This window comes from Anaerovorax odorimutans (assembly GCF_024459955.1).
In the GTDB taxonomy this organism is placed as follows: Bacteria; Bacillota; Clostridia; order Peptostreptococcales; family Anaerovoracaceae; genus Hominibacterium; species Hominibacterium odorimutans_A.
Genome location: NZ_JANFXK010000008.1, coordinates 20,126 through 35,711 on the forward strand (window position 1 = coordinate 20,126; position 15,586 = coordinate 35,711).

General features: G+C 48.1%; 15 protein-coding genes. 6 read left to right on the forward strand and 9 right to left on the reverse strand.

All coding sequences use genetic code 11. From position 1 onward, the window contains the following. Nucleotides 1–126 precede the first annotated feature (126 nt). Both NE619_RS08360 and NE619_RS08365 read left to right on the forward strand, forming a co-directional pair. A complete protein-coding gene (locus NE619_RS08360) occupies nt 127–1,371 on the forward strand; it encodes a hypothetical protein (RefSeq protein ID WP_256131959.1) in 1,245 nt (414 codons plus the stop codon). Beyond that, complete coding sequence (locus NE619_RS08365; RefSeq protein ID WP_256131960.1) at nt 1,341–2,081, forward strand: sensor histidine kinase; 741 nt, start codon at nt 1,341–1,343, stop codon at nt 2,079–2,081. Before NE619_RS08360 ends, NE619_RS08365 begins: the two co-directional genes overlap by 31 nt. Nucleotides 2,082–2,228: 147 nt before the next feature. On the opposite strand, the gene NE619_RS08370 is transcribed toward NE619_RS08365, so the two are convergent. Then, complete coding sequence (locus NE619_RS08370; RefSeq protein WP_256131961.1) at nt 2,229–3,689, reverse strand: zinc-ribbon domain-containing protein; 1,461 nt, start codon at nt 3,687–3,689, stop codon at nt 2,229–2,231. Between the two features lie 138 nt (nt 3,690–3,827). Next, nucleotides 3,828–4,547: a LytR/AlgR family response regulator transcription factor gene (locus NE619_RS08375; RefSeq protein WP_256131962.1), complete on the reverse strand. Its 720-nt coding sequence runs from the start codon at nt 4,545–4,547 to the stop codon at nt 3,828–3,830. A 181-nt stretch (nt 4,548–4,728) separates the two neighbouring features. Between NE619_RS08375 and NE619_RS08380 the strand changes: the two genes are divergently transcribed. After that, nucleotides 4,729–5,205, forward strand: coding sequence for a methylated-DNA--[protein]-cysteine S-methyltransferase (locus tag NE619_RS08380; RefSeq protein WP_256131963.1), 477 nt, complete (start codon nt 4,729–4,731; stop codon nt 5,203–5,205). Here the strand turns inward: NE619_RS08380 and NE619_RS08385 are convergent. Further along, on the reverse strand, nt 5,202–5,939 hold the full coding sequence (locus tag NE619_RS08385; protein ID WP_256131964.1) for a TIGR03915 family putative DNA repair protein: 738 nt from the start codon (nt 5,937–5,939) through the stop codon (nt 5,202–5,204). The genes NE619_RS08380 and NE619_RS08385 overlap by 4 nt on opposite strands. Beyond that, entirely contained in the window at nt 5,932–7,380 is a 1,449-nt protein-coding gene (locus NE619_RS08390) for a putative DNA modification/repair radical SAM protein (protein WP_256131965.1), read from the reverse strand. The genes NE619_RS08385 and NE619_RS08390 overlap by 8 nt, the downstream gene beginning before the upstream one ends. A 178-nt stretch (nt 7,381–7,558) precedes the next feature. Here NE619_RS08390 and NE619_RS08395 point away from each other — a divergent pair, with 178 nt between their 5' ends. Next, on the forward strand, nt 7,559–8,734 hold the full coding sequence (locus NE619_RS08395; protein ID WP_256131966.1) for a patatin-like phospholipase family protein: 1,176 nt from the start codon (nt 7,559–7,561) through the stop codon (nt 8,732–8,734). Between the two features lie 237 nt (nt 8,735–8,971). Here the strand turns inward: NE619_RS08395 and NE619_RS08400 are convergent, their stop codons facing one another. The 3 genes from NE619_RS08400 to NE619_RS08410 are packed head-to-tail and all read right to left on the reverse strand — an operon-like array spanning nt 8,972 to nt 10,678. Next, nucleotides 8,972–9,691 (reverse strand): hypothetical protein, encoded by a 720-nt coding sequence (locus tag NE619_RS08400; RefSeq protein WP_256131967.1) that lies wholly within the window; start codon nt 9,689–9,691, stop codon nt 8,972–8,974. A 6-nt stretch (nt 9,692–9,697) separates the two neighbouring features. Further along, entirely contained in the window at nt 9,698–10,228 is a 531-nt protein-coding gene (locus tag NE619_RS08405) for an RNA polymerase sigma factor (RefSeq protein WP_256131968.1), read from the reverse strand. A 30-nt stretch (nt 10,229–10,258) separates the two neighbouring features. Further along, a complete protein-coding gene (locus NE619_RS08410) occupies nt 10,259–10,678 on the reverse strand; it encodes a hypothetical protein (RefSeq protein WP_256131969.1) in 420 nt (139 codons plus the stop codon). 370 nt (nt 10,679–11,048) lie between these two features. On the opposite strand from NE619_RS08410, the gene NE619_RS08415 reads away from it, so the two are divergent. Further along, nucleotides 11,049–11,522: a hypothetical protein gene (locus NE619_RS08415; protein WP_256131970.1), complete on the forward strand. Its 474-nt coding sequence runs from the start codon at nt 11,049–11,051 to the stop codon at nt 11,520–11,522. A 174-nt stretch (nt 11,523–11,696) separates the two neighbouring features. On the opposite strand, the gene NE619_RS08420 is transcribed toward NE619_RS08415, so the two are convergent. Next, on the reverse strand, nt 11,697–12,248 hold the full coding sequence (locus NE619_RS08420) for an ECF transporter S component (protein ID WP_256131971.1): 552 nt from the start codon (nt 12,246–12,248) through the stop codon (nt 11,697–11,699). A 109-nt stretch (nt 12,249–12,357) separates the two neighbouring features. Between NE619_RS08420 and NE619_RS08425 the strand changes: the two genes are divergently transcribed. Continuing rightward, the gene (locus tag NE619_RS08425; protein WP_256131972.1) at nt 12,358–13,755 is read left to right on the forward strand and encodes a PLP-dependent aminotransferase family protein; all 1,398 of its coding nucleotides are present in this window, start codon (nt 12,358–12,360) and stop codon (nt 13,753–13,755) included. 125 nt (nt 13,756–13,880) lie between these two features. On the opposite strand, the gene NE619_RS08430 is transcribed toward NE619_RS08425, so the two are convergent. Further along, a complete protein-coding gene (locus NE619_RS08430) occupies nt 13,881–15,584 on the reverse strand; it encodes a [FeFe] hydrogenase, group A (protein WP_330640679.1) in 1,704 nt (567 codons plus the stop codon). Between the last annotated feature and the right edge of the window lie 2 nt (nt 15,585–15,586).

A 15,586-nucleotide genomic window follows, 5' to 3' on the forward strand; every position in this document is an offset into this window, starting at 1 on the left:
TTGAGGCAATTATACCATAACCGCTTTAAAAAGTCGTAGGGATTCCTGTAATTTTCATTGAAATTCAGACTGGCGGTTTTCGGCATATCATGCGATAATAAAGGCAGAGTAAGGAGCTTTACATTTATGTGGAATGTGATTTATATATCTTTGGAATGTCTTGTCGATATCGCTTTTGGCCTTCTTTTGCTGCCGATTCTCTTTTCCTTTAAGAGGAGCCGGCCTCATGTGCTGGTCATTTATGGGCTGTATCTGGCGCTGACCGAGTTCACGTCCCTTTTATCTTCCCTCTATGAGTCTGATCCACAGTTTTTCATGAACCAGCCGCTTTATATTCTGGCGGACATCCTTTTTTATTACGGGTTCCCGGTCTTCTTTTTTTATCGCTATACCCAGGGGCCCGCGCTTCGCAATTGCGGCCTGATTCTGGTGTTCTCCACGGCGGCCCTTCCTTTTATGCTGATTCTGCATCTGATTCGAAAATATTTTATGCTGGGGCCTTCGATCCTCGCCGCCCGCTCCCCGGGAGATTTTGCCGCCCTTCTGGTTAGCGTGCTGGCTTACGGCATCGCGCTTTTGCTGGCGGGATTCATCCGCAGCAGGCTCTGGGATAAGGTGAAGCGGATTCCTTCTGCGGTATTTGGCGGAATTTATGTCATAGATTCCCTGATCGCCCTTGTTTCGGGTCTTTCGCACACGTTCAGCGCTTATGTCGCCGACAGCACCGGTGATATGGCATCCACACTGAATCTGGGTATCTTTTTCTGCATCGGCCTTGGCCTCTGGCTTCTGGCAGCAATCGCGGCCTTTCTCATACACGACCGCATCAATTACCGGAAGAAGCGGCGTCTCCTGCAGGCGGAAATGGATCTTCAGCACGCATATTACCAGTCGATTGTCAGCCTGCAGTTTCGAGTGCGGAGCCTTCGCCATGATCTCATCAATCATCTGAACGTTTTGGAACATCTGGATCTGATTAAGAGCCCCCACAGGGACACATACTGCCAAGCCTTCCTGTCCCACTGCGATAAGATCGAAGATGAGGTTTCCGAGGTCTTTCGCTGGAAAGAAATCCGAACAGACAGCCTGACCGACCGGGAATGCTATATCATTTATTACTATCTGAAAGCAGTTCTGGCGCAGTTCGGCTGCGCCTGGGAGGACTGTCGGATATCCCGGACCCGCAGCCAGTCCGGCAGCCGGTTGATTGTTCGGCTTCCACAGCAGCATCCGACTCCGCTGTGGTGGATCGCCTATCGGCAGGATCCGTATTTTCAGCTTCTTAGTGCCGTGCTGCAGCGCCGGGACGGCAGCGTATGCTGGAGGAAAGGAGAAAGTCAATGGGAATTTATACTGACGCTCTCATCTTAATGATTGTATTGATGGTAATTTTGTCCGTTTTCTTCGTAATTGCCTTTCGTACCCATAAAAAAATCAGCGAGGAAAACAAGTTCCTGCTGGAACGATGGGCCGCGCAGCGTCAGCACCTGAAAGGACTGGAGTCCTTTTCACAGGAGGTGCGGGCTATGACAAAGGACGTCCGCCGCCTGACCCGCTTCTTTGAAGATGGCTCTCCCCACAGCCTGCGCCGACAACTGGACGCGGAACAGTCCTGCCTGGACAGCTGCAATGCGCTTCTGTCTAAGGTGCGGTGCGGCAACCCGGAAGTGGATGCACTGCTGTTCAGCAAAACAGTAATATGTGAAAAATACGGCATTGAGTTTGAAGTCACCATCTGCAGGATACCGGAAGGGAAGCTGACAGAAATCGAACTGACATCACTGCTGGGCAATCTGCTGGACAATGCCATTGAAGCCGCATACGCCTCACCGGCGCCCCGCCCCTTTGTAAAAATGAATTGCCAGTTTCGGAGCGGTGTCTTTCTCATTCGCATTGAAAACTCAAAAGATCCGGCCCGTAATCCCATGGCAAATCATATGAAAACCGACAAGGAAAATCCCCAGTTTCACGGTCTTGGACTGCGTATTTTGGACGGCATCGTAAAAAAATATGACGGGGTGATGAAAATGGAGGATAAGGGAGATACCTTCACATCCTCAGTCTCCCTTATTCTGGGATAGCAAACCATTGAACTTCAACTATCATAAAAAGAGGCTTGTCACATCCGTTTTTTACAGATGCAACAAGCCCTTTTTGCTTTTTTCATTATTTCTTATTCCGAAGATCTTTTTTCCAATCCATAGCCGCAATTCGTTGAATTCTCGCTCCTATGCCAGCAGTCGCAAAGCAACAAAGACAATGATGATGAAGCAGGCAAACGCTGTGGGCACCGCATAAAGGCCGAGGTTTTCATCCGTATGCATTGCCTGCGCTGAAGCTTTAACCATAACCGCAATGGTAGCCGCCAAAGTAATCAGCACGGAACAGAGCGCGGCGACAGGCACAAAGGCCGTCAGCACAATGGTTACAATCAGCAGCGCCGTAGTCAAAAGGCTTGCGGTACCGCAGGCGCCCGTCAGTTCTCTGATGGAACCCTTGCCTTTAAACAGCATTCCCGCACCGTACAGCAGTCCGATCCAAAGCACGTCCAGGACAATGGCTATAAGGAACATTTTCGCGCCAAAGCCAAAGGCGTCTCCCTGGATCAGCCAGGTCCCGAAAATGCCCAGTGTGGCGGACATTTTTCCCATGAATACGGCGGCCAGAACTGCCAGAATCACATCTTTAATCAAAAGAAATACCACGCCCGGAAGGAATGCGTCTTCCGAAGCAGCCTTTTCAATGGCTGCCGCCGGTTTTACAAAGAATTCCTTTGCCAGTTCCGCAAACATTCCCTGTCCAGGCCGTCTTCTATGTATCTCCACCGGCGCCACTTCTCCCGTCGGCGTCCCGCAGGCATCGCAGAATGCCGCTCCCTTGGGAAGTCTCCTGCCGCAGGCCATACAAAACAGCGGCTTTTCACTTTCCGCTTCCTCTGCGGCCCCATCGTCCGCTGTTTCCGAAATCTCCGGTTCCCCTGTCTTTTCCTGAGACAGCAGGGAAGGTTCCTCTGAAACAGGCTCCGGCTCCTCAACCCTCACATCCATTTCTTCCTCCGGCTCCTCTGTCTTCTCTTCGTCTTCATCCTTTCTCCAGATGAAGACTTCCTCCTTCGCCTCCTGACTTTCCGGCTCCTCAGCCGTTTTTTCTTCTTCCGGCTGCCGCGTCTCCTCCGCGAAGAGTTCCGTCGCCGGTTCCGTCTTTACCGGTTCCGCGCCTGCAAAGACCGCCTCTGCCTCCGGAAGCTCCGCTTTCTCTTCCTGGAGCTCCTTCTCCGCTTCCGGACCTTCCGGTCCCTCTTCCTGCTCACAGGAGACATCAGCCACAGGCACTTCCGTTTCTCCTTCGGAAATTTTTTCATCCTCCTTCAGGTCCTTTGACTCTGCGTCCGGTTCCTGAGGCGGGGTTTCTTTAAAAAAGGTTTCCTTGGTAAAGATCTGCGTATGATCGGACAGTCCGTATTCTTTTTTTGGCGTAGGCTCCAAGTCCAAATTCAGCAGCTGGTCCAAATCCGTAACCGCCTGCTCCTTCGTATCGGAAGGTGCGGCTTCCACCTCTCTGACCTCCGGCTCCGCGGACTCCGGTTCCGCAGGTTCCTCCGGCTCTGCGTCCGGGTTTACCAGCACACCGCAGTTCTCACAAAACTTCGAATCATCATCAATTCTTGCACCACAATTCTCACAATACATAAATCCCCCTCCTTACAAAAAAGGACCGGGAAATCACTCCCCCAGCCCTGCAAAATCACACTGCCAACTGCGCGTGCGCAGGCAGTCCTTTCCGTTACATTATCAGTTTTGTCCATCAATGTCAAGGTTTTCAGTCCCCTAGCCGATATTTCCTTCCAGATATTCTAAAAAGATATCTCTCACCTCCGGATAATAGCTTTTGCTGATTGGCACAACCTTGTCATTTTCAAAGTAAAATTTCTTGTTGCCCATTTTCTTTACTTTGCTGATATTGACGATATAGCTGTTGTGGCATCTGAGAAAACGATGATCCAGCTGTGGTTCCATATCGTCAAATTTCCCATAATAAGTAATCACATCCTTTACCGTATGGATGTGTATTTTACGTTTTTCCTTTTCAAAGTAAAGGATTTCATTCAGTCCCAGTTTCTGAACTCCCTTTTTACTGGTCACGGCGAAACTGTCCTTTTTTATGCCTTCCAGCTTTTCCGCCGCCCGATGCAGCGCTTTTTCCAGCTGTTCTTCTTCCAGCGGTTTTTTCAAAAAGAAAACATGATCCACCTCATAAACATCAAGATAATATTTATCATGAGCAGAAATGAAAATGATCTGCGAATTGGGCTGATAGTTCAAAATCTGTTTGGCGCTTTCAACGCCATTGCCATTGCCCTCGCCCAGTTCCACGTCCAGGAACACAATATACGCTTCATTGGGATGCTCCGCAGCGTAGAACTCAATCTTCTCCTTTTCCTCAAATGTTCTAATCTCTTTTATCCGTTCCCCCGCCATTCTTATGACGCTCTTTTTCAAAAGTTCAAGAAAGACTGCGTCATCATCACAAATCAGTATTCTCCACATAACGTCTTCCTCATTTAGCAAAATTACATACACTTATAAATCGTAAATCTTTCTAATTATTATTTTAGCATCTTTTCGCAAAGATTGTTCTTCATGTAACAAACGGCGTGTAAAATGTAACAAAACGCCTTGTCCCTGCATTTCCAGATGCTATAATAAAAGCAGAAAGGATGGAACGGCTATGAAAAACATTGTATTGTATGATTCCCCCGTAGGCATGCTCCGCATCGTTGAGGAGGACGGCGCTCTGACAGAATTGTCCCTGGATTCTTACGAACCTCCGGTATCAGGCGAATATTCCCGTGAGGAGACCCGTCTTACCCGCAGCACAGCCCGCCAGCTGGATGAATATTTTGCCGGAAAAAGAACGGAGTTCGATCTCCCGCTGGCCCCTAAGGGAACGGAGTTTCAGAAAAAGGACTGGGATGCTCTGCAAAAAATCCCCTATGGGCAGACCCGTACTTATAAGGATATCGCCGAAGCAATCGGCTGCCCCAAAGGGTTTCGGGCAGTGGGCCTTGCCAACAACCGCAATCCCATCATGATTATCATTCCCTGTCACCGGGTCATCGGCTCTGACGGCAGTCTGACCGGCTACGCCGGAGGAACACACATAAAAAAATATCTGCTCGAACTGGAAGGGATCACCACCCGTTAGAGCTGGAATTCCGTCAGGTGCTTCCAGTAACGCACTGGCATGAGGTTTTTCTGACAGCGGGGATTGATCCTCTCCCGGATCGCCATATTTTCAAAATAAGATTTCCACAGGCGTCGATATTCTTTCTCCTCTTCCGACAGAGGAGAAAGCTCTTTTTCAGTGAATTCGCTGATATACCAGCTGCCCTGATAAGCGATGAGGGCCTTACTCCGTTTCAGGTCGTGAATGATAAACGGCTCATTCTTAAAGCGGTCGCAGAAGTGGTCGGCCAAAAACTCCACGATATCGTGATCCGGTTCAATGGAGCTGTACAGCACCTTGTTTCCCAGCTCTGAAAAACGAATCAGCCCTTTCATCCGGTGTACCTCTCCGTTGACCTTTCGTTCCGCCTGCTGTACGGCAAAGACAATGGGTTCGCCGTGCAGCATACTGACGCAGGACCCTTTTACAAATCCCAGCCGCACATAGTTGAGGATTTTCGTTTCCTTGCCCTCCACACCGGACATGAATACCTTATAGATCCGCTTAAGATCATCGGAAGAAATTTTCTTTTCGATGGCCTCGTAGACAGTGATCGCCTTTTCCTCTTCCGTCTCTATCTCTTTGTATCCACCCAGCATCGTAGACTGGTATTCTTCTCTGCGAAATATTCCGCTGGCTTTTTCCGTATAGTAGTGATGGTAGATACAGGTCAGCAGCCCTTCGAAGGTTCCGTCGTACAGATAATCAACCATTTGTCAGCACCCTTCCCCCTTTCTCCCCTCCTGTCAGCACAGACTGAGAATTGTCTCCAAACATTGACATTTGAACCCCATCGTTTATCTGCAATATTTGATTTTTTATGACATGGGGCATGAAATTCTTCTCTCCGTAATACTTCCCCGAGCAGGTCAGAAAATGCCTGGCCCGTTTCAGCACCACGCCTATTTTTTTCAGATCTTCGTATTTTACGGCAGAGATCCTTCTCTGGCGCACAATCCTCTGTGCTGACTGCACGCCTACCCCCGGTATGCGCAGCAGCTGATCCATAGATGCTTTATTGACTTCCACCGGGAACTGATCCAAATGCCGCAGCGCCCAGGTCACCTTTGGATCCAGGTCCGGGTCCAGATTGGGGTTTTCCTCATCCAGGATCTCGCCGGCGCTGAACCCGTAAAAACGCAGCAGCCAGTCCGCCTGATACAGGCGGTGTTCCCGGCTGAGGGGCGGAGCTGTCAGGGCATCGGGCAGGATCGGCGAAGGGACCACCGGAATATAGGCGCTGTAGTACACCCTCTTCATCTTGAAGGTATGGTACAGATTCTCCGTGGTCGTCAGGATCTGCTTGTCCGTCTCCTGGCCGGCGCCGATAATCATCTGAGTGGTCTGGCCGGCCGGAGCAAAAACCTCTTTTTTTCTCCCCTGCCGCGCCGGAACTCCCGCTGCTCCTGCGAGAGCCGTCTGCTCGGGACTGTTCTGGTTCTGCCGCAGCTGCTGGGGGTCCACCAGGACGCTGCTCTGACTGGGATTCAGGTAGCTGAGATCGGAATTGAGGTCCTGTCCTTTGAACATGGTTCCCGGCCCTTTCAGCGCTTTTCTTTCGATCAGGGTATTGGTGATCTGACGCATGGGGCTGAATATCTGCTTCGGCTTTTTCTGCGGGGCAAAGAGCTCCAGACTTTTACTGGTAGGCATCTCTATGTTCACGCTGAGACGGTCCGCCACAAGGCCGATGGCATGAATCAGTTCCTGCGACACGCCGGGGATGATTTTGGCGTGGATGTAGCCGGCAAAGCCGTATTGGTTCCGCAAAAGCCGCAGACAATGAAGGATACGCTCCGCGGTATGATCCGGGGACACCTCCACTGCAGAGCTGAGAAACAGCCCTTCGATATAATTCCTGCGGTAAAACTCAATAGTCAGCCTGGCCAGCTCCTCCGGTTCAAAGGAAGCGCGCTCCACGTCCGCGCTGCGCCGATTGACGCAATACTCACAGTCATAGGCGCATTTATTGGTGAACAGCACTTTTAAAAGTGAAATACACCTGCCGTCGGCGGACCAGGTATGACAGATTCCTTCCGCCGCTCCGCTGCCTATGGTACCGTTGTTCTTTCGGCCTACACCGCTGCTGGAACAGGAGACATCGTATTTTGCGCTGTCCGCAAGTATTTTCAGTTTGTCAAACATCAGATCCATGGGCTACCCTCCTTGCTTGCTGAACTTACGTTCTTATTTTACCACATCGAAAACATATGTTCAACTTTTATGTTTTTCCGGTCCTGCATATTTCTTCCTTGTATTTTTTTCTTTTCATTGCTAATATTCTATTAAAGGAATACTTCTTAGGGGATAATTCATTCAGAAAGGGATTTATATGGAAAAAAATGCTTTGGTTCTCAGCGGCGGCGGTTCGCGCGGCGGCTACGAAATTGGCGTATGGCAGGCCCTGCGCGAGCTGGGAGTGCCCATTCACATTGTAACAGGTACGTCGGTAGGCGCGCTCAACGGCGCCATGGTGGCTCAGGATGACTTCGAGCTGGCTGTGGATCTCTGGAAAGAATTGGAGACGCATATGGTTTTTGATCTGGAAAGCGATGGCGGAAAAGACACCGGCCGCTTTGATTTTGAAATTGCCGGTATGACTGCCGGCGAGGCGATTGCCTATGCCAAAGAAATTCTCACCAGGGGCGGGGCCGGTACGTCCGGCCTGGAGAAGATCGTTCAGCGATATGTAAGCGAAGAAAAGATCCGCGGCTCGGACATAAAGCTGGGGGTCGTGACCGTGGAGTTTCCCACCATGAAACCCCATTACCTCTTCGCCGAGGACATTCCTCAGGGGAAGCTGCCGGATTACATTCTCGCCAGCGCATCCTGCTTTCCCGCGGTTCAGGCCCGGGAGATCGATGGAATCCGCTACATCGATGGCGGTTATGTGGATGTGATGCCCGTAGAGCTGGCTTTGAAGCAGGGGGCGGACAACATCATCGCTGTCCATCTGGAGGCTGCTGGTTTTGTTCGCCAGGACACCGTAGAGCTGGCGGAGGAAACCGCTTCGAAGGTGATAATCATCAAGAGCCACTGGGATCTGGGAAACTTTTTAATCTTTGACACGGATAACACCCGCCGTATCATTCGCCTGGGCTATCTGGACACAATGAAGGCCTTTGGCGTTTTCGAGGGGAAAAAGTTCACCTTCTCCAAGGGAGAACTGACGCCTCACCAGCGATCCGGCGCAGAAGCCGCCGCCAGAATACTCAAACTGGACCCGGCTGTTATTTACAAAAAAACACAGCTTCACAGCCATCTGCGCAGTGCGCTCTCTAAAGTGCCGACGCCCGATATTCGTGATATCCGCACGCCGGAGGACGCACGCCGCAAGCTCAACGAGGCTACCCTCATGCTGTACATCGCCGACCGCCTGGCAGAAAAGGGCTCTGACAGCTTTTTCGCAGGGCGCAGCGCCTTTAAGCTGTTTAAGGAAGAAATACTGGCCGCCGACTATCTCCTGGTCAATGAACTGCTGGATAAAAAAGATATCAAAGGGAAATAGCTTTGTTTCCCCGAAATCAGGTGGGAGGCGGGGACTAGCCGCTGTCCTCTCACAGCGCCGGACATACGGTTCTCGTATCCGGCGCTTTCAATCGTTGACACACACAGACTGGTACGCATTGGCTAAATCATAAAAGCCTGTGCGTATCAGTCTTTCTTTTGTCATTGCTCTTTTGACCATTGTCAGATTTGAATTGAACCAGTGCCCTTTTCGGCTGTTTGTAATCTGAAAATAATTTTAATATTTCTCGAGATTTTCCATAATCCTAATGCCTTCCTCTATATCTCCGATACCATTTATTACACACTCAAAACGATCCGCCACTTTGACAACTGTATATTCATCTGTTTCTTCTATCTTTTTAATATACAGTTTTTCCCCCGTTCGTGGAGAAGTATACGGCTCACCGTCAATCATGATATCCTTATCAAAATTGTCAAAATTGTAATCAATATAAAGGGAACCCTGCGTTGAATTTTTATATGTGTATGTATACATCTCCTCATCAGCGTTTTTTGTGACTTTTAACGAAATAAAACTATACCCCTCTGGGATATACTTAGGCACATATAACGTTTCGATTAAATCTTCCGCTTCTTTCATGTTCTCAAAATTGTCAATTTCCATAACTTCTGATCTATTTCCCTCCTCATCGACTTCTTCATGAATCGATGAGGAGGATAGAAGGTGTACATATTTTCCGATCAGCCGTTTGCCGCCATAGGCGCCGTCAGCATTAAACCAGACACTTAATGAAATTCCACCCAGCAAAACGACTGTAAATAGAGCAGCTATTCGCAATACTTTTTTATGGGTATTTCTCTTTTGCCTCTGCTTGATTCGCCCAAATAGTTGTGGATCTATTTCGGGAGCTTCGTAAGTTTGCCGAACATATTGTTCACTTGCTTCCTGCATTTTTTTGCATAATTCTTCGTGCAGTTTTTCGTTTCTCCCCATAGTAAATCATCCTCTTTCAATATTTACAAAAGCTTCTTTTAGTTTCACCAGACCTCTCACATACCTGGTTCGTACCGTATTCACATTGACATTTAGAATATCGGCGATTTCGATCAATTTATATTCGCAGATGATGTTTAATCGAATTACTTCTCGATACTTTTCGTCCAAAGAATCCAGCGCCCGCATCACGTTTAACCCAGCTTCTTTATTGAGCAGGCATTCGAGAATGTCAGCTTCAAGATCCTCGATATTTATTTCTTGTGTTTCACAAAATTCCTCTATATTCTCAACTGAAGCAAACGTTTTATTATAGCGTTTTAAATTTCTGAAATGCATATTAATTTCATTCACGGTAATGCGCATCGCCCATGGCTTAAAAGACTTTTCACTTTTTAGTGTTTCAATGTTAAGGATAATCCGTTCCATAACATTTTGTGTCACGTCTCTTGCTACATCCTCATCATACAATTTAGAAAGCACAAAGTAATATACATCTGTATATAATTCATTTATCTTCCTGTTTAAATCCATCATTTGCTGCCTTTATTCTTTCAACGCGGAATGTTATAGTTTTCTATATTTTGTTCTGTATGCAGATCCATCAAATAGCACGCATTTTATTTGATAACTAGAATCAGAGTTAATGGCATAAACCGGTTTATGCGACAGAGTTCTCCCTGATACCTTCTTTGTACGCACTGATCCGCCAACATTCACATATTTGCCTTTGCTATTCTTTTTTTGCAAATACACTGTAGACTTTAATATATTCGTAGAGGTGGTTGCACTAGCCTTAATGTTTGCCTGTGCCCTAGTTGATGATAACTTATTGAATGTTACGCTAAAATAGTTGATTGCCCTTGGCTGAATACTATTTTCCTCATCGGACGCATCTTCACAGATAACGCCTTCCTCTCCCTCAGGAGGTACTTCACCCTTCTCTTCTATTGACCAATCATAACACTCATCAGGTAAAGTGTCCATCTTATGCCCTCCTTCTTACATCCCGTAATTTCTACTTCTATTGATATAAGATGAACAAGCAATGGGTATAATTTCAAAATATCCAAAATTAATTGGCATTTTGTAAAATATTATGACAGAGACAATTGTCCATTATATAGTCATTGAATATGGTAAGACGTTTAACAGTTATACATTAACAGAAATCAAAATAACTTGACTCTTTTTTTTTAGAAAAATGAAATTCTCTCCAAGTTTCATCATCTTATTATATATAAGGGGAAATATATGAGAAAAAAGAAGTTATATGATTACTGTGAAAAGGGAGATGATGCATTTGGCTGTCTTAAATAAGACAATTGGTCGTTAGATTTATACGTAGAAGAAAAAAGTGTGTAAAGTGAAAAAAAATCTTATTGTCATAGTTTTAGTTGTTCTAGTTATTGGAACAATAGGAACGGCTGCATATCTCCAATTTGTAAAGCCGGATGAAGCTAGCAAAGTAGTCTCCAAGCCATATGAGGGTGAACAAACCGCAGGTTTTGAAACGCTGTTAAATAGTTCAAATAATTTTGATCTTGGTGTAAACAAATATGGGCAACCGATATTTATTGATCGTGATAAAGCATATGAACAAATGTTGATTACCTGTAACGATGGCATAGAAGCAATAAAAAAGACGGGCGATTTGCCAAAGATATCAAAACAGAATATGGATGCATATGGCTCCATAGGAGCAGAGTTAAGTGAGTCAGACTTCAGCCGGGACGTCCTCAAGCAAGCGGCTTTCATAGGTGTTTTTTATGATTTTTATTGCCATAGTGATGATGACTTTTATATTAATCGAGCAGAAGGCGGTGACTAGCCGCTGTCCTCTCACGACTCCATTCTATCGGGCAAACTCCGGACTTGCACCGGTTAGAAACGTACGCCGCCGGGTGCAAATCAAGAAAAAAGTGCTGCCGCCCCGCCCTTTTCCGGGCCTGTGACAGCACTTTCCTTATTTTTCTGTAACCTGTGCGTTCCCTTTTACGATCACTTATTTTTCCAGAACATAGGCAAAGTATTTTCTCGCCGGCGTCTTATACAGCGCTGCCGCCAGTACGCCCGCGATAACCATGCCCACAACAAACTGTCCGATATTCCACGGCACTCCCAGAACTGGCGTTACCCAATTTCCCACAATAACGCCTTCCGCCACATAATAGCCGATCACCATAAAGATGCCTGCCAGAACCATGCCTACCAGTTCTATCACCGGTACGCCGGCAATGGCTGCTGACTTTTTCTTCAGCGTCGCCGCAATGAAAAGGCCCATAATGATGGCCATGATGCCTTTGATGCCAAAGGTCCACGGAGCCCAGATCGGCATGCCTCCCATAACATCCCCCAGTGCTCCGCCTATGGCTGCGGCCGCGGCTCCGTACTTCCATCCCAACACCAGTACAGCCAGGAAAATCATAGCATCCCCGAGATGCACATATCCCTGCGTTCCCGGAATCGGAAACTTGATAAACATGATAGAAACGATAATAATGCCGATCATCAGCGCAGTCATGACGATTTTCGTTGTCTGTCCCGCGTTTCTCATTTTTTCTTCCTCTCTTTACTATTTTTTTACTATACACTATAATACATGGTAGGTGTATATAAGAAAATATACAAATATAATTATTTTTGTAGGTACAGTGAGGTGCGTCATGAAAGCAATTATTCCCAATATCGACGAACGTTCCAAAAGAGCTTATTATTTGCAGCTCTACGATTACATAAAAGAAGCGATTCTCTCAGGAGAAATACGCGCTGGAGAAAAGCTTCCCTCCCTGCGGAGTCTCTCCAGGTCCCTGGGTCTGAGCATGACCACCGTAGAGCTGGCCTACAGTCAGCTGACAGTGGAAGGCTACATATACAGCAAACCTCAGTCCGGCTATTACGCGGGAAACGTGCTGCCCACAGAAACCATCACCCCGCTGAAAAAGCAGGACGTCTCGCCGCTGGACCGCACTATGGAGGCGCAGGAACCGGAGTTCTATTATGATCTGGACTGTTTTGATTTCAACAAGTGGAAGAAATGCGTCAATAAGGTCATTACCGAATACTCTCCCCTTCTCTTTTTCGAAAGTGACCCCCAGGGGGAAATGGCTCTGCGCTATGAAATATCCAAATATCTCTATCAGTCCCGGGGCGTCATCTGCGATCCGACGCAGATCGTAATTGGAGCCGGAACCCAGCAGATCACCAACCATCTGGCCAATATTCTCAAGAAAATGGCTGTGGATCACGTTGCCGTTGAGGATCCCGGTTACATGCCGGTAAACAATATCTTCCGGGACCGCGGATTTTCCATCACGCCGGTAAAGGTGGGAAAGGAAGGCATCACCATTGACCGGCTCCCTTCCAACATCCGTTCGGCGGTCTATGTAAGTCCCTCCAATCAGGTTCCTACAGGGGCGGTCATGCCTATCGGCAAACGCTATGAACTGCTTGAATGGGCCATAAAAAACGATAGCATCATCATGGAGGATGACTACGACAGTGAGCTGCGCTATTTTGGGAAGCCGATCCCCGCCCTTCAGGGCCTTGACACGAAAGAGCGTGTCGTGTATCTGGGGTCTTTTTCCACGACTTTGTTCTCTTCCATTAAGATCAGCTACATGGTCCTTCCCCCCGCCATGGCGGAGATCTTCCGCACAATCCGCGGAGACTATACCCAGACCTGCTCCAAGATGGAACAGCTGACCCTGGCTCTGTTCATGGAGAAAGGCTTTTATCAGACCAATATTAAAAAGCTGCGCAACCTGTATTCGCAAAAGCTCCACGCCGTGGTAAAATGCCTCAGTACAAACTTTACCAAACCCACCAATACTTCCTCGGGGATCAATATCATCGTGCGGGTCAAGGGTACCAAGAGCGCGCAGCAGCTCTGCGCCGATGCCAAAGCTTTGGGAATCGCTGCCATCCCCACGGCCGCCTATACCGGAGAAACAGAAGACAATTCCACTTCGCTGATCCTGTATTACAACCAGATCCCCCTGGCTGACATCCCCGACGCCATGAAAGAGCTGGTCCAAAAGTGGAGATCGGCTGACGCCAAATAGGACGGGCCGCCGCCCTTGCGACAGTATACCCGGGCGAAAAACGCACAGCAAACGGATAAAAGCGCCGCCCATCTGAAATCAGACTTGGCAGCGCTTTTATCATTGTCTCACTGTTTTATTTTGTTTTATTTATAATGAAGAAGGTGATGTGCCTTATCTCCCGCCAGTAAGTTCGCATAGAGCCCGTCTGTTACCGGGTTCTCTGCGGAAAGTTTTACATTGGACATTCTGTCCGCCTGATACATTCCTTCGGAACGCTCCGGCTTCGCTCTTCCAATTACGAATGGCTGTCCCGCGCCGGCGATACATCCGCCTTCACAGGCCATGACTTCTACGAAATCATACTGCACTTCGCCCGCCTGGATGGCCTGGATCAGCTTCTCAGCATTTTTCAGACCGCTGACGATAGCGATGGAAAGCTCTCTGTCTTTATACGGAACCTTCACTTCCTTGAGACCTTCAAAGCCCCTCACTCCGGTAAAGGAGATATCGGCTAAATGATCTCTGGCTTCGTCTCCCATGACATAGCGTATAACAGCTTCTGTTACACCGCCCGTCACGCCGAAGATAACGCCTGCGCCGCTGGCAATACCGAAAGGCATGTCAACCGCTTCCGGCAGAATGTCTTCAAAACGCAGTCCTGCTTCACGGATCATATTGGCCAGCTCGATGGTGGTGATGGAGTGCGCGATTGTAGGCTCTCCGTCATATTGGAATTCTTCTCTATGTATTTCGTATTTCTTTGCTGTACAAGGCATGATCGCCACGACCTTCGTCTTCTTTGGCTTCTTGCCCTTTTCATTGAGCTTTGCTCTTTCTTTCAGTACGGAACCGAACATCTCCATCGGAGATTTACAGCTGGACACGTTATCCATCAGCTCCGGATGATTGATCTCCGCATAGCGGAACCATGCCGGACAGCAGGAAGTGAACAGCGGCAGGTTTTCACCCTTTTCCAGTCTTCCGATCAGTTCGTTGGCCTCTTCGATAACGGTGAGGTCAGCGCCCGTTGCCGTATCATAAACCTCGTCGAATCCCATTCTTCTCAGGGCGCTTACGATCTTGCCCATTACGTTGGTTCCTCTTGGAATACCGAATTCATCGCCCAGCGCTACACGCACGGCCGGGGCAATCTGAGCCACAACGATCGTATCGTTATCGTGGAGATCGTTCCACAGCGGCTGCAGGTCATTCTTGATGGTAATCGCGCCAGTCGGACAGATCGCCGCGCACTGACCGCAGTTTACGCAGTTAGTCTCGGAAATAGGCATGTTGAAAGCTGTGGTAACTTCCATCTTGGAACCTCTGTAAGCAAAATCAATGGCTCCCACGTTCTGGATCTCAGAGCACATCCGCACACAGTCACCGCAAATGATGCACTTGTTGGGATTTCTCATAATCGCAGGGGAAGAATCGTCCCGCGTATCGTCGATGCTGTACTGGTCAAAGCGAACGTCCTTGAGTCCGAAGCGCTGTGCCAGCTCCTGCAGCTTGCAGTCAAAATTCTTTTCACAGGTAGTACACTCTCTGCAGTGGTCGGAAAGCATCAGTTCCAGAATCATTTTTCTGTATTTCTGAAGTCTCGGTGTATTTGTCTTGATTTCCATTCCGGAGCGCGGCGGAGTGGAGCAGGAGGCCATGATGTCACCATTTTTTCCCTCCACAACGCACATTCTGCAAGCTCCGTAAGTGGATAAAGCTGAATAGTAACACAGAGTCGGCAGGTCGATTCCTGCTTTTCTGATTACGTCTAATATATTTTTCTCTCCCTCAATGGCTACCGGAAGACCATCGATTATCATAAACTTCTTATTATTCATCGTATTCATTT